This window comes from Pseudomonas sp. IT-P258 (genome assembly GCF_949767825.1).
GTDB classification, from domain to species: Bacteria; Pseudomonadota; Gammaproteobacteria; order Pseudomonadales; family Pseudomonadaceae; genus Aquipseudomonas; species Aquipseudomonas monachiensis.
Genome location: NZ_CATKPU010000016.1, coordinates 15,639 through 28,393, shown reverse-complemented (window position 1 = coordinate 28,393; position 12,755 = coordinate 15,639). Strand labels below are relative to the sequence as shown.

12 protein-coding genes are annotated in these 12,755 nt (G+C 61.2%); 8 read left to right on the top strand and 4 right to left on the bottom strand.

Annotated elements, in window-relative coordinates; all coding sequences use genetic code 11:
* Nucleotides 1-133: 133 nt before the first annotated feature.
* The 4 genes from ACM6G4_RS05480 to ACM6G4_RS05465 all read left to right on the top strand — a co-directional run bounded on the left by ACM6G4_RS05480 (nt 134) and on the right by ACM6G4_RS05465 (nt 6,425).
* Nucleotides 134-1,063: a LysR family transcriptional regulator gene (locus ACM6G4_RS05480; protein WP_056721351.1), complete on the top strand. Its 930-nt coding sequence runs from the start codon at nt 134-136 to the stop codon at nt 1,061-1,063.
* 113 nt (nt 1,064-1,176) lie between these two features.
* Nucleotides 1,177-3,099, top strand: a complete 1,923-nt coding sequence (locus tag ACM6G4_RS05475; RefSeq protein ID WP_414913214.1) for an IucA/IucC family protein — start codon at nt 1,177-1,179, stop codon at nt 3,097-3,099.
* The gene (locus ACM6G4_RS05470) at nt 3,089-4,300 is read left to right on the top strand and encodes an MFS transporter (RefSeq protein WP_414913213.1); all 1,212 of its coding nucleotides are present in this window, start codon (nt 3,089-3,091) and stop codon (nt 4,298-4,300) included. The genes ACM6G4_RS05475 and ACM6G4_RS05470 overlap by 11 nt, the downstream gene beginning before the upstream one ends.
* 13 nt (nt 4,301-4,313) lie before the next feature.
* A complete protein-coding gene (locus ACM6G4_RS05465) occupies nt 4,314-6,425 on the top strand; it encodes a TonB-dependent receptor (RefSeq protein WP_414913212.1) in 2,112 nt (703 codons plus the stop codon).
* Nucleotides 6,426-6,469: 44 nt separating this feature from the next.
* Here ACM6G4_RS05465 and ACM6G4_RS05460 read toward each other — a convergent pair whose 3' ends face one another.
* From ACM6G4_RS05460 to ACM6G4_RS05450, 3 genes are read right to left on the bottom strand one after another with little or no spacing between them, the layout of a single operon-like run.
* Nucleotides 6,470-7,012: a DUF2937 family protein gene (locus tag ACM6G4_RS05460; RefSeq protein WP_056721343.1), complete on the bottom strand. Its 543-nt coding sequence runs from the start codon at nt 7,010-7,012 to the stop codon at nt 6,470-6,472.
* Nucleotides 7,013-7,023: 11 nt separating this feature from the next.
* Nucleotides 7,024-7,800, bottom strand: coding sequence for a class II glutamine amidotransferase (locus tag ACM6G4_RS05455; RefSeq protein WP_414913211.1), 777 nt, complete (start codon nt 7,798-7,800; stop codon nt 7,024-7,026).
* A gap of 32 nt (nt 7,801-7,832) precedes the next feature.
* The gene (locus tag ACM6G4_RS05450; RefSeq protein ID WP_056721340.1) at nt 7,833-8,330 is read right to left on the bottom strand and encodes a hypothetical protein; all 498 of its coding nucleotides are present in this window, start codon (nt 8,328-8,330) and stop codon (nt 7,833-7,835) included.
* Nucleotides 8,331-8,455: 125 nt separating this feature from the next.
* Here ACM6G4_RS05450 and ACM6G4_RS05445 point away from each other — a divergent pair, with 125 nt between their 5' ends.
* A complete protein-coding gene (locus ACM6G4_RS05445) occupies nt 8,456-10,510 on the top strand; it encodes a S9 family peptidase (RefSeq protein WP_414913210.1) in 2,055 nt (684 codons plus the stop codon).
* Between the two features lie 118 nt (nt 10,511-10,628).
* Nucleotides 10,629-11,102 (top strand): cyclic nucleotide-binding domain-containing protein, encoded by a 474-nt coding sequence (locus ACM6G4_RS05440; RefSeq protein WP_056721336.1) that lies wholly within the window; start codon nt 10,629-10,631, stop codon nt 11,100-11,102.
* Here the strand turns inward: ACM6G4_RS05440 and ACM6G4_RS05435 are convergent.
* Entirely contained in the window at nt 11,099-11,389 is a 291-nt protein-coding gene (locus ACM6G4_RS05435) for a hypothetical protein (protein WP_056721335.1), read from the bottom strand. The genes ACM6G4_RS05440 and ACM6G4_RS05435 overlap by 4 nt on opposite strands.
* 95 nt (nt 11,390-11,484) lie before the next feature.
* Between ACM6G4_RS05435 and ACM6G4_RS05430 the strand changes: the two genes are divergently transcribed.
* Together ACM6G4_RS05430 and ACM6G4_RS05425 are read left to right on the top strand one after the other, a co-directional pair.
* Entirely contained in the window at nt 11,485-12,171 is a 687-nt protein-coding gene (locus ACM6G4_RS05430) for a spermidine synthase (protein WP_056721332.1), read from the top strand.
* A gap of 50 nt (nt 12,172-12,221) precedes the next feature.
* The gene (locus tag ACM6G4_RS05425) at nt 12,222-12,593 is read left to right on the top strand and encodes a YajD family HNH nuclease (protein WP_007898702.1); all 372 of its coding nucleotides are present in this window, start codon (nt 12,222-12,224) and stop codon (nt 12,591-12,593) included.
* Nucleotides 12,594-12,755: the final 162 nt, after the last annotated feature.

Below are 12,755 nucleotides of genomic sequence, written 5' to 3'. Positions count from 1 at the left end.
GCTGATTTTATTGGTATTGTTCTGAGCCCCGACGACGCCTATCGTGGGAACCGGATGCGCCGATTTTTGGACGCGCGCCCCTGCTGCGTCCAACTAATAAAAACCCGCCTTAGACATAAGAAATCTTTATCCCATGAACCTGAAGTTTCTCGAGACCTTCGTCTGGGTCGCCCGACTCAAGAGTTTTCGCCTGACCGCCGACAAGCTCTTCACCACCCAGGCCTCGATTTCCAGCCGCATCGCAGTGCTTGAAGGCGAGCTCGGGGTAAAGCTGTTTCTGCGGGATTCACGCGGCGTAAGCCTGACGCCCGAAGGCCTCAAGGTGCTCGATTACGCCGAGCAGATGATGGACACCATGCAGGCACTCAAGCAGTCGATCGAGACCCGCTCGAGCAAGGCCGGACGGGTGCGCATCGGCGTGATGGACACAGTGATCCACACCTGGCTCAGCCCGCTGGTGGCGCAGATGACCGATCACTACCCACTGGTGGAAATCGAGCTGGTGGCCGATACCTCGCTCAACCTCTGCGATCAGCTGCAAAAAGGCTTCCTCGATGTGATCCTGCAAACCGACCTGCTGCGCCAGGAAAGCGTGCGCAGCCTGGAACTGGCGAGCCACCCGATGGGCTGGATTGCCGCCAGCAACTCCCTGTACAACCGTGAGTATTCAGGCGTCGCCGATCTGGCGAAAGAGCGGATCATTACCTACTCGAAAAACTCTCACCCGCATCAGCAAGTGCTCGCCCTGATGCAGGCCAATGGCGTGACGGCGCCACGGCTGAATTGTGTGAACTCGGTGTCGGCGATTACCCGGCTGCTGCGCGACGGCTTTGGCATCGGCGCGTTGCCTCCGGTGCTGGTGGCCGAAGAGCTGGCACGGGGTGAACTGACCCTGCTGGACATCGATCAGCGACCACCCGACCTGCAGGTGGTGGTGTCGTGGCGAGTGGGCGTGGAATGGGTCGAGGAGATTGTGACGTTGTGTCAGCAAGTGCTGGAGGAATATGCGCGAAAGGTGGGAGAGCGCTACATGGTCTTGAGCAAACCCCTGGCCAGCCCCTGAAAAGGCGACCCCTAATGTCATAAGTAGTAATTGCTATCATTTGCATTAATATTTTGAAAATGTATTCTCTGCGCGCACTTAGCTAAATCACTGTCCAGAAGGAGTCGGACTCGATGCGCGCTTACACGCAAAAACAGCAGCAATTGCTCTCAAACTGGAGCGAAGCTCTTGGCACTCCGGCCTTCCAGTCCCAACGCATCACCCTCGACCATTTGAGCAATGCCCTGGAGCCCGCCGCGCAGCGCAGCTTCCAACGCCTGATCCAGGCGCTGTTTCGCGAAGGCCTGATCAACCCTGACGCCTGCGAATACGACGACAACAGCCGTTGCTGGTTGCCGCTTGGCGACGGTGCGCGGCTTTGCTTCGATCACCTGTCGAGCGGAAGAATGAACAGTTGGGACGTTCGCGGCAGCATCGTCCTGCACACCCCCGACAGCCTGCCCCACAAAATCCAGTTGCCCAGCGAACTGCTCGCTCACCTCGGCACTCAGCTCAACCCGCCCGCCTCCCCGCAGGTACTGGAACGTCTGGCCCGCGAACTGGACGATAGCTACAGCAACGACACCCTGTGCCTGGCGTTCCACCATGGATGGACCGAGCGCCTCAGAGAGCAGATCGACACCGAGCACGACGACAACTTACTCGCTTGGCTCAAAGCCAGCCCCGACCATCAGAACCCGACGTCATTGCTCGAACAGTGGGGCACGCTCGGCCACCCCTGGCATCCGAACTACAAGACCAAACTGGGCTTGAGCGCTGCACAGGTCATCGCGTTCTCGCCGGAATTCGAAGCGAGTTTTCCGATTCTGCTGTGCGCCCTGCACCGTCAGTACGCACACGTCGAGTCACTGGCCGGCACCGCCGATTACTGGGACTGGTGGCAGGGCCACTTCCCGCAGGCCGCTGAACAATTGCAGCACCATTTGCAGCAACGGGGCCTGGAGGCAGCGGACTATCTCCCGCTGCCGTCGCACCCATGGCAAGTCAATCAAGAACTGTCCAGTTCGTTTGCCGGCGAGATCGCCGACAACCTGCTGATCGTCACCGACATCGTTGCCTTCACCGGCCACCCGACCATGTCCTTCCGCACGGTCGTACCTGAGGCCAGCCGCGTTGCGCCGATGGTCAAACTGCCGGTGGCCTTGCGACTGACCAGCGTACAGCGCACCGTGTCGCCGCGCTCGGCCCGGATGGGACCGCGCATCAGCCAACTGATATTGCAGATTCTCGATCATGAACCGCAGATTCAACGCCTGCTGAACATCGTGCCGGAGCGCATCGGCGTTCATTACGCGCCACAACCGGCCAATGACGAACGGTCCCGGCATGCCGCCGTGTTGTACCGCGACAACCCGCTGACCCTGCTGCAAGAAGGCGAACTGGCCGTGCCGGTCGGCAGCCTGTTCGCCGTCAACGAATTCGAACAACCGTTGCTGCGTGACTGGGTGCAACTGGCTCAGGGCCGTGACGACAGCGAGGCCATGCTGGCGTTCTTCGATGATTACCTGTCGATTGCCGTCCCGAGCCTGCTGGGCATCTACCTGATGTATGGCGTGGCGTTCGAAGCGCACCAGCAAAACAGCTTCATGGTGATGGGTGCTGACGGGCAGTTGAATCGGCTGCTGCTGCGAGACTTCGGCGACATTCGCATTGATCGCAAAACCCTGCACGCCAAGGGTCTGGATATCCAGCTGCACGATCCGAAAATGACCCTGTTCGACGACGCCGGTTTTGTCCGCGACAAGCTCCTGCACACCACGTTCATGTGCCACCTCGGTGAGTTGACGTTGCTCTGCGCCCGCCACTGGAATGTGCCGGAAAACAGCCTTTGGGATCGCTTGGCCATGCACGTTGAACAGTGCTTCGAGAACGTGCGCGAGCACGTCGAACCGGCGCGCTGGGAAAGCGAGCGTCACGCCCTGCTGGAACAGGACTGGCCAGCCAAATCGTTCATGCGCATGCGCTTGCACGACAGCCACGCCGACATCGTCGGACGCCTGAGTAATCCGCTGCGAACCAACGCCAATGCTCGCTGATGGTCGTGCATTACGACTGCTGATCGTCATCCAGTTTGTCTCCATGGGCGCCATGGAAATGAGCGGCCCGTTCTGGCCCTTGCAGATCCAGCATCTGCTTGGACCAGAGGGCGCCGGCTACACCGCACTGCTATCGGCGCTGGTGTATGCCGGCCCGATGCTGGCGGCCATGCTGCTGACGCCAGCGTGGGGACGGTTGGGTGATCGCACCGGGCACAAGCCGATGATCGTTCGGGCGTTGCTGGCACTTGCGCTGTGCCAGGGGCTGGCGGCGCTTACCCTCGACCCGTGGCTGCTGGTGGGCATTCGCGTGATGCAAGGTGCATTGGCCGGTTTTCTCGCCGCCGCGCAAGCCTATGCCCTGACCTGTTGCGACAGCTCCCGGCGCGGTCACACCCTGGCCCGCCTGCAGTCGGCAACCGCCGTCGGCTCGCTGATCGGCCCGGTACTGGGTGGCTGGCTGATGGACATCTCGGGGTTTGCCCTGCTCTGTTATGGCGCGTCGGCGATTTGCCTGGTGTGTGCACTGGGGAGCTTTTTCCTGCCGGCCGACAAGGCGCGTGCCTCGACGAAGAAACCGGTTGCGCCTGTGGCCCTGCCTAAAGGCTGGCTCAGTGGAATCCTGTTGGTGATCGTGTTGATTCAAGCCGCGAAGATGATGCCGCAACCCTTCTACGCGCTGTACGTCGCCGACATTCTGCGCGCGCCGGGCTGGCTGATTGGCGCTACTTACGCGGCGAGCGCCGCGACCCTGGCCATCTCCGCACCGCTGTGGGGGCGTCTGTTCGACCGCTGGCAGCCGGCTTACACCTTGCGCGTCATCGAAGGCGTTGCCTGGCTCTGCGCCCTGACGCTCGCGGCCACGGCACTGGCCAGCGAATGGCTGGGTTTTCTCGTCAGCCGGTTGGTCTGGGGCATCTGGCAAGGCGCACTGCTCCCCGTCGCCTATGCGCTGATCGCCAACACCGTGTCTTCAAGCCAGCAGGGTTTTGCCCTCGGCCTGGGCAACAGCGCAGCCAAGGCTGGCGCTCTGCTCGGTGCCGTCCTCGGCGGGATCGGCATGGGGCTGGTCGGGCTGGCCCACAGTTTCTGGTTGGTAGCGTTGACCTACGCACTGGCCGCCATCGGGATCCGCTGGGTGCGCTCTTTCAGCTCCACACCTGCCCCCGCAATCGTATCTGCCCACACTTATCACGACTAAAAAAGACCACCTCATGACCCGAACCAAACTTTCCCTGTTGATTCCGTTGCTCGGCTCCGTCGGCGCCCAGGCCTGGGCCGAAGACACCGACCAGCAACCCGGCACCTTAAACATGCAGGCCACCGTCGTTTCCGCGACGCGCAGTGAAGCGACCATTGCCTCGATTCCAGGCTCGGTCCAGGTGATCGACGAACAACAGATCCGCCAACAGAGTGGCGCCGGGCGTCGGGTCTCCGACATCCTGGGGCAACTGGTTCCCGGCCTGGCGCCGTCCAGCGGCGGGATGAGCAACTTCGGCCAGACCCTGCGCGGGCGCAACATGCTGGTGTTGATCGACGGCGTGTCGCAGAACGCCACGCGTGACAACTTCCGCCAGCTCAACAGCATCGCACCGGCCAGTATCGAACGTATCGAGGTAGTTTCCGGCGCCAGCAGCATTTATGGCGCCGGTGCTTCCGGCGGCATCATCAACATCATTACCAAGCGCAATCAGGGTCAGGACCTCGCCTACAGCAGTAAACTGGGCCTGACCACCGGCAACAACCTCAACAGCAAGGGTTTCGCCTACGAGGCCTTTCAGAGTGCGACCGGGCGCAAGGATGCCCTGGACTGGTATGTGTCCGCCGACCTGACCCAGCGCAACGATCAGTACGACGGCAACGGCAATCGCATCCCTCAGGACACATCCCAGGGCAGCAACATGGACACCGACACCTATGACCTGCAAGGTCGTTTCGGTTACGAACTGGATGCCGACAAAAAACTCAGCCTGTCGCTGCAGGACTACAAGGACCAGCAGGACACCGGCTACACAAAAGACCCGAACAACCGGCAAGAGGCCGTGGCGGTCAAAGGACTGAAACTCGACGACCAGCCCTACACCCATAACCAGTCGGCCAACCTCAACTACACCGACAACGACTTCTACGGCCAGGGCCTGCAAGTGGAAAGCTACTGGCGCCGGGCCGATGCGCTGTTCTTCCCCGACCTATCGCGGGGCAAGGCCGGGATCTCCGACAACAACAGCGTGCAGGATGTCTACGGCCTGCGTGCAGCCATCGACACGCCGTTGCCGGCTATCGGCAGCGCCACGGGCAACCTGGTCTGGGGCGCTGACTATGATCACGAACGCTCCCGCCAGCGCGGTGACCAATACACCCTCAATGGGCTGACCTACACCAAGACCGGCACCACTTACGAGTTGGGCCCGGATATCGAAACCACCACCAAGGCGCTGTTCGGGCAGATGTCCTGGGACATCGGAGACTGGACCTTGCGTGGCGGCGTGCGCCGCGAATGGATCGAAAGCGAGGTCTCCGACAGCATCGCCTACGGTCAGATCGTCCAGACCGGCGTACGCGCCATACTGCCCGGTGACACCCTCAAATACGATGCCACGCTCTATAACCTGGGCGCGGTCTATCACCTGAGTGAACATCAGGACGTCTTCGCCAATTACAGCCAGGGGTTTTCGCTGCCGGACATCCAGCGCTTCTTGCGTGACGTGAGCAGCACCTTCGACATCCAGAGCCTCAACGCCCAGGCCATCAAGGTCGATAGCTACGAGCTGGGCTGGCGCGGTGACTGGGACCAGTGGCAGGCCGACGTCACCGTCTATGAAAACACCTCGGACGTGACTCAGTTCTACGATGCCAATGAACGTGTCTTGCGTCTGATCAACCAGAAGGAGCGGGTTCGCGGCATTGAAAACAGCCTGACCTACCGCGCTACCGATCACTGGTCGGTGGGTGGCACCTATGCCTGGGCCAAAGGCGAAACCCAGCAGAACGGCAAATGGATCGATCTGCCGGCGACACGCATTTCTCCGGCCAAGACTACGCTGTTCGTCGGCTACACCGAAGACGACTACTCCCTGCGTCTGCAAGGCATGCACCTGGCCAGTTACGACGCCGCCGCCAAGGACAACAACGGGCGCGACATCGAAGGCTATACGCTGGTGGACCTGCTCGGCTCCGTGGACTTACCGGTCGGTCGCCTGGAAGGCGGGGTGTACAACCTGACCGACCGCACATACGTCAACCTGTTCGCCCAGGCCAACGCCAGAGCGCCCTACCCCAACGCCGAAGGGCGTACCTTGAGCATGACCTATTCGATAGATTGGTAATCAAACAAGGAGCCGGCTTGCCGGCTCCTTGACGCTCAAGGGTGTTACAAGCCGCGCAAATCCCGCTCTTCGATCGGCCGGCTCTGGCGCAGACGCTTGCCGCCCAACACCACCCAGTCAATCAGCCGGAACAGGCACTCGATCCCGAACGACAGCAGCAACGCGCCGCTCATACCCCAGACCATCGCTTCGGGCGTCAACAGGATCTGGTAGCTGTAGCCATTCCAGGTTTCCTTGCGGATATCCGGATCGGCAGCCAGCATCACCTGCAGGAAGCGGATGTACCACGGGCCCTGCATCGCCTGGAATTGCTTGTCCAGCGCCAGTTGACGGGTCAGCAGGTTGCTCAGGCTGTCGGCGTCACTGCGAAATATCGGGTCTTCGCTCGCGCGGTAGTGGGCCACCAAGGCTTGCATGTCCCCCTTGAAGAACTGATTGGCGGTGTTCTGGAAGCCGCTCAGGCTGGTCTGCGCCTCGATCAGGTGCGCCTCGACCCGTTTGGCATAATCGCTGATGAAGCCCGGCACCTGGACACCGATCAACAGGCCCGCCGCGAACAACACCAGCCGTAGATAACTGAGCAACATGCAAGGAGTCCTTATTCGGTCTGGCCCTGGCTGACGCATTCGCCGCGTCGCCACAGGCTCCATTGACCCGGTTCGTAACGGGTCCAGGTTTCGTTTTCGGTCAGGGGTTCGGTGGCGATGACGGTCACCACATCGTTCGGCGTGGTTTCAGCCTGAAAATCGACGATCACGTCGACATCTTTCAAGCGCGCCGGGCCAAACGGTGCGCGACGGGTGATTTGTGCCAGCTTGGTCGAGCAATAGCAGAACAGCCAGTCGCCGTCGCTGAGCAGACAGTTGAACACGCCTTTGCTGCGGTACTCGGCGCAAGCGGCCACCAAGTCAGGCAGCAAGGCTTCGACCTCGACCGGCTCGGGAAACGCCGCACGCACACGGTTGAGCAAATCACAGAAAGCCGCTTCGCTGTCGGTATCGCCGACCGGGCGATAGAAACTGGCCACTGGCTGGAAGTCCGCCAACTGGCCGTTATGGGCGAAACACCAATTGCGCCCCCACAGCTCACGGACGAACGGATGCGTGTTGGACAGGCAGACCTTGCCGACATTGGCCTGGCGGATGTGCCCGATCACCACTTCGCTCTTGATCGGATAGCGCTGCACCAGGTTCGCAACTTCCGACTCGCAACTCGCCGCCGGGTCCTGGAACAGCCGCAGCCCACGGCCTTCATAAAAGGCGATGCCCCAGCCATCGCGGTGCGGGCCGGTACGCCCGCCGCGCTGCATCAGCCCGGTGAAGCTGAACACGATATCGGTCGGGACATTGGCGCTCATGCCCAATAACTCACACATGCTCGGACTCTCGCTCAATCGCAGGGGCAAGGTTACAGACGGGGTTCGACTCGCATCCGCTGAGGGCTGCTCGGCACAGGCGGACGACCGTAACGATCATCGCCGGCACCGCCAAACGGTTGATCGTCCTCGGGCTCATCGGCACGGGCGGCGGCTTTGGTGGCGGCCTCACGTTCCTTGCGGGCGTTGGAGGCGCGTTCGATAGGGAAACGGATCGCCACCAGCACCAGATAGAGGCCGAACGCGATCATGCTGTACATGAACAGATCGGAAATCGCCCGCCAGGCGTTGTTGCCGACCTTGAACAGCAGGTCGAGTGCGGTAATGGCGACAGCCGGTGCGACTTTGTCCTTCACCGGGTCGATGATGGTCGGGCTGAACAGCAGCACGGCCATCGCCAGCCGCAGCGGCTCGCGCAGCCAACGCCACATCCAGCGGGTCAAGCGCATCCACACCAACAGGCAGCCCAAAGCGGCGAAGGCGTAGAGGCCCCAAGCGATCAGATAGTCGTTCTCGGTCATGGTGTCCATGGCAAGGCAGGCAAAGAGGCGCTTATGATAACGGCTTTTCGCCCGTCAGGCTGCATCAATGCCTGACTGTCGGGTGCTATCCAGGTTGCCAAGCCCCTATTCCGTACACTGTTCGAGAGCCCTTCATGCCCCTATCCGCCACCATTCACGACGCTCCGATTGCCCGCAAGGCTGAAGGCTCCGATCCGTATGCCTGGCTGCAAGAGCGCGACACCGAGGCAGTACTCGACTATCTGAAAGCCGAAAACAGCTATCAGGAGGCGCAAACCGCCGACCAGGCCGGATTGCGCGAAACCCTTTTCGAGGAAATCAAGGGGCGGATTCTCGAGACCGATCTGTCCCTGCCCTCGCCGTGGGGACCGTATCTTTACTACACCCGCACCACGGCGGGCGATGAGTACGCCCGGCACTACCGCTGCCCGCGTCCGGCCGATGACAGCCTGACCCTCGACGAAAGCCGCGAACAACTGCTGCTGGACCCCAACGAACTGGCCAAGGGCGGCTTCTTTTCCCTGGGTGCGTTCAGCATCAGCCCGGACCATCAGCGCCTGGCCTACAGCATCGACTCCACGGGCGATGAGATTTACACGCTGTTCGTGAAGGAATTGTCCGATGGTCGTGTCAGTGAACTGGAATTCCAGGACTGCGACGGCAGCATGACCTGGGCCAACGACAGCCTGACGCTGTTCTTCGGCGAGCTGGACGACACCCATCGTCCGCACAAGCTGTATCGCTATCGCCTGGACGGCACGGCGGCCGAAGAAGTGTTCCATGAGCCGGACGGGCGCTTCTTCATGCATTGCTATCGTTCAAGCTCCGAGCAGCAATTGCTGCTGTCCGTGGGCAGCAAGACCACCAGCGAAGCCTGGGTCCTCGACGCCAACCAGCCGCAGCACGCTTTTACCTGCATCGCGCCACGGGTCGAGGATCATGAGTACGACGTCGACCACGGCGTACAAGACGGCCAATGGACCTGGTTCATTCGCAGCAACCGTGACGGCATCAATTTCGCCTTATACACCGCCGCCGATACCGGCGCCGCGCCCACCGAAGCCGACTGGCAGAACCTGATCCCCCACAGCGACACGGTGATGATCGACGGTATCAGCCTGAACTCCGGGGCCATGACCCTGAGCCTGCGGGTTGGCGGCTTGCCGGTCATTGAAGTTCACCCACAAGGCCGGGCGCCATATCGCGTGCAACTGCCGGATGCGGCCTACAGCCTGCATGTGCAAAACAGCCTGGAGTTCGAAAGCGACCGTATTCGCCTGCGCTACGAAGCGTTGAACCGTCCGGCGCAAATCCGTCAGCTTGAACTGGCGACCGGCGAGCAGAAAGTCCTCAAGCAAACCCCGGTGCTCGGCCCGTTCGATGCCGACGCATACGTCAGCCAGCGCCTGTGGGCCACCGCGCCAGACGGCACGCAAGTGCCCATCAGCCTGGTGATCAAACGCGCAGACCTGGGCAAACCCGTGCCGCTGTACCTCTACGGTTATGGTGCCTATGGCGAAAGCCTCGACCCATGGTTTTCCCATGCGCGCCTGAGCCTGCTGGATCGCGGCATGGCGTTTGCCATTGCCCACGTACGTGGCGGCGGCGAACTGGGGGAAGCCTGGTATCGCGCCGGCAAGCAGGAGCACAAGCACAACACCTTCAGCGACTTTATCGCCTGCGCCGAACACCTGATCGCCCAAGGCTTCACCACTGCAGCGCAGTTGGCGATCAGTGGAGGCAGCGCCGGTGGCTTGCTGATCGGCGCGGTGCTCAACCAACGGCCGCAGCTGTTTGGCGCCGCCATTGCCGAAGTGCCGTTCGTCGACGTACTCAACACCATGCTCGACCCTGACCTGCCCTTGACCGTGACGGAGTACGACGAGTGGGGCAACCCTGAAGAACCGGACGTCCATGATCGGATCAAGGCCTACGCCCCGTACGAAAACGTCACCGCGCAAGCTTATCCGGCGACCCTGGTGATCGCTGGCTACAACGACAGCCGCGTGCAGTACTGGGAAGCGGCCAAGTGGGTGGCGAAATTGCGCGCAACCAAGACCGACAGCAATCCCCTGCTGCTCAAGACTGAACTGGGTGCCGGGCATGGCGGGATGAGCGGTCGATACCAGGGATTGCGTGACGTAGCACTCGAATATGCATTTTTGTTCAAGGTTCTAGGCATTGCCTGAGGAACTTGGGCCGACGAACCGGTCTTAATTCCGCACAAGACAGGCCGATACACTGCATATCCCCATAAGAACGGCTCAACCCCGGAACAACAGACACTACAAAAAAGACCGTGACGACATGTCTGAACCAACCTTTCTGAACAACGAAATTCGCGACTGGCTGATGGATTGCGGCCTGTTCAATCAACTGCTGCCGGCGGACTTCGCCGCGGCTTCGGGCTATTTCAGTATCAGCACCATTGCCCAAGGCGAGGAGATTTTCCAGGAGGGTGATGCCGGCAGTTTCATGTGCATCATCCACACCGGTCAGGTGGCGGTGCAAAAAACCAACGCTGACGGGCAGCGAGTCACCATCGCCACGTTACGCAGCGGCCGCTCATTCGGTGAAATGGCCGTGCTGGATGGCGAACGGCGCTCGGCCAGTTGCGTGGCCGCGAGCAACTGCCAGTTGCTCAACCTGGGTAAGGACTCGCTGGAAAAGATGCTCAACGACGCACCGAAAATCGCCGCCAAAATCATCCGCGCCCTCGCCGTGTCCCTCTCCAAACGCTTGCGCATGGCCGACGGCCAACTGCTTTCGCAGCAGGTCTAGCCACCCGGTGACTTGGCTTTCGGCGGATTGGTCTCCAGGCCCGGCACGGGCTGGTCCTTGATCGGCGGGCTCGGCATCTCGATCGGCACCAACGGCGGACCGCTACTGCCGGGGCCGACTCTAGGCAAAGGCGCCGGGGTGATCTGCGGGTACGGTGTAGGCGTCGCGGTACCGGGCGAACCGGGCATCGGCGCGGGGCTGACGGGAATCGATTGCAGCTGTTGAGCCTGCACTGCAGTTATCGAGAGCGCGGCCAGGGCAATGACCGTTAGAATGGTGCGCTTCATCAATGGCTCCGTTGGCCTTGTCGTCATGAACAGGCTACTCCCAACTGCGTCTGTTTGCCCTCCCGAGTTCTGCCAATTTTCTTCAAGTGAGCCCCATGAAACGTTTCGTTCTGCTGGACACCACCCCCATCCCTGAAAACGGCGGCGCCCTGTGCCTGTTCGAATACGGCGAGGATTTTGTCATCAAGATCCAGGGCGGCGACGGCGGACAATTGATGAACACGCGCATGCACGGCTCCGAAGATGCCTTGGCCGAGATCCCGTGCCGCAAAGTCGCCGGCCGACCAGATTCACGAGTGCTCATCGGCGGCCTGGGCATGGGCTTCACCCTCGCTTCGGCGCTCAAGCATCTGGGCAAGACCGCCGAAGTGGTGGTCGCTGAATTAGTGCCTGGCGTCGTGGAATGGAATCGCGGGCCACTCGGCGAAAAAGCCGGAAACCCGCTTCAAGACCCGCGGACCGTTATTCGCATGGAGGACGTGGCCAAAGTCCTGCAGGCCGAGCCCCAAGGCTTCGATGCCATCATGCTCGATGTCGACAACGGCCCCGAAGGCCTGACCCAGAAAGCCAACAGCTGGCTGTACTCCGCCGGCGGCCTGAGCGCCTGCGCCAAGGCCCTGAGACCAAAAGGCGTGCTGGCCGTGTGGTCGGCCAGCGCTGACCGGCAATTTTCCGACAAACTGAAAAAAGCGGGTTTCAAGGCCGAGGAAGTACAGGTCTTCGCCCACGGCAACAAGGGCACCCGCCACACCATCTGGATTGCCGAGAAGCTCAAGGGCTAGGCTAAACTTCACCCTATAACCGTCATTAGTCTTTCTACAAAGGTGAACCCATGAGTTCGTCCACCCCGACCAACACTTCGAAGCTGGATCGCATCCTCGCCGACAACCAGCGCGACAAGGAAATGGGCTACCGCGACAAGGCCCTGAAGATGTACCCGCACGTCTGTGGCCGTTGCGCCCGTGAATTCTCCGGCAAGCGCCTGAGCGAACTGACCGTGCACCACCGCGACCACAACCACGACAACAACCCGCAGGACGGCTCGAACTGGGAGCTGTTGTGCCTGTACTGCCACGATAACGAGCACTCGCGTTATACCGACCAGCAGTATTTCGACGAAGGCTCGCTGAGCACGCCGAAAATCGCGAAGGCCACGCACAACCCGTTTGCGGCGTTGGCAGGGTTGATGAAGAAAGAAGACTGAAGTTCTTCGGTACCTGAATTGGCTTCTTCGCGAGCAAGCCCGCTCCCACATTGAATCGCGTCCGTCCGGACACCTCGGTCAACTGTGGGAGCGGGCTTGCTCGCGAAGACGGACGTCCACTCGCCACCAATCTCAAACCGAACACCCCCGCCCCAATCCCCG

Excerpts from the sequence above, each read along its gene's own strand:
- ACM6G4_RS05480 (WP_056721351.1), top strand. The coding sequence starts at position 134 with ATGAACCTGAAGTTTCTCGAGACCTTCGTCTGGGTCGCCCGACTCAAG.
- ACM6G4_RS05475 (WP_414913214.1), top strand. The coding sequence starts at position 1,177 with ATGCGCGCTTACACGCAAAAACAGCAGCAATTGCTCTCAAACTGGAGC.
- ACM6G4_RS05470 (WP_414913213.1), top strand. The coding sequence starts at position 3,089 with ATGCTCGCTGATGGTCGTGCATTACGACTGCTGATCGTCATCCAGTTT.
- ACM6G4_RS05465 (WP_414913212.1), top strand. The coding sequence starts at position 4,314 with ATGACCCGAACCAAACTTTCCCTGTTGATTCCGTTGCTCGGCTCCGTC.
- ACM6G4_RS05460 (WP_056721343.1), bottom strand. The coding sequence starts at position 7,012 with ATGTTGCTCAGTTATCTACGGCTGGTGTTGTTCGCGGCGGGCCTGTTG.
- ACM6G4_RS05455 (WP_414913211.1), bottom strand. The coding sequence starts at position 7,800 with ATGTGTGAGTTATTGGGCATGAGCGCCAATGTCCCGACCGATATCGTG.
- ACM6G4_RS05450 (WP_056721340.1), bottom strand. The coding sequence starts at position 8,330 with ATGGACACCATGACCGAGAACGACTATCTGATCGCTTGGGGCCTCTAC.
- ACM6G4_RS05445 (WP_414913210.1), top strand. The coding sequence starts at position 8,456 with ATGCCCCTATCCGCCACCATTCACGACGCTCCGATTGCCCGCAAGGCT.
- ACM6G4_RS05440 (WP_056721336.1), top strand. The coding sequence starts at position 10,629 with ATGTCTGAACCAACCTTTCTGAACAACGAAATTCGCGACTGGCTGATG.
- ACM6G4_RS05435 (WP_056721335.1), bottom strand. The coding sequence starts at position 11,389 with ATGAAGCGCACCATTCTAACGGTCATTGCCCTGGCCGCGCTCTCGATA.
- ACM6G4_RS05430 (WP_056721332.1), top strand. The coding sequence starts at position 11,485 with ATGAAACGTTTCGTTCTGCTGGACACCACCCCCATCCCTGAAAACGGC.
- ACM6G4_RS05425 (WP_007898702.1), top strand. The coding sequence starts at position 12,222 with ATGAGTTCGTCCACCCCGACCAACACTTCGAAGCTGGATCGCATCCTC.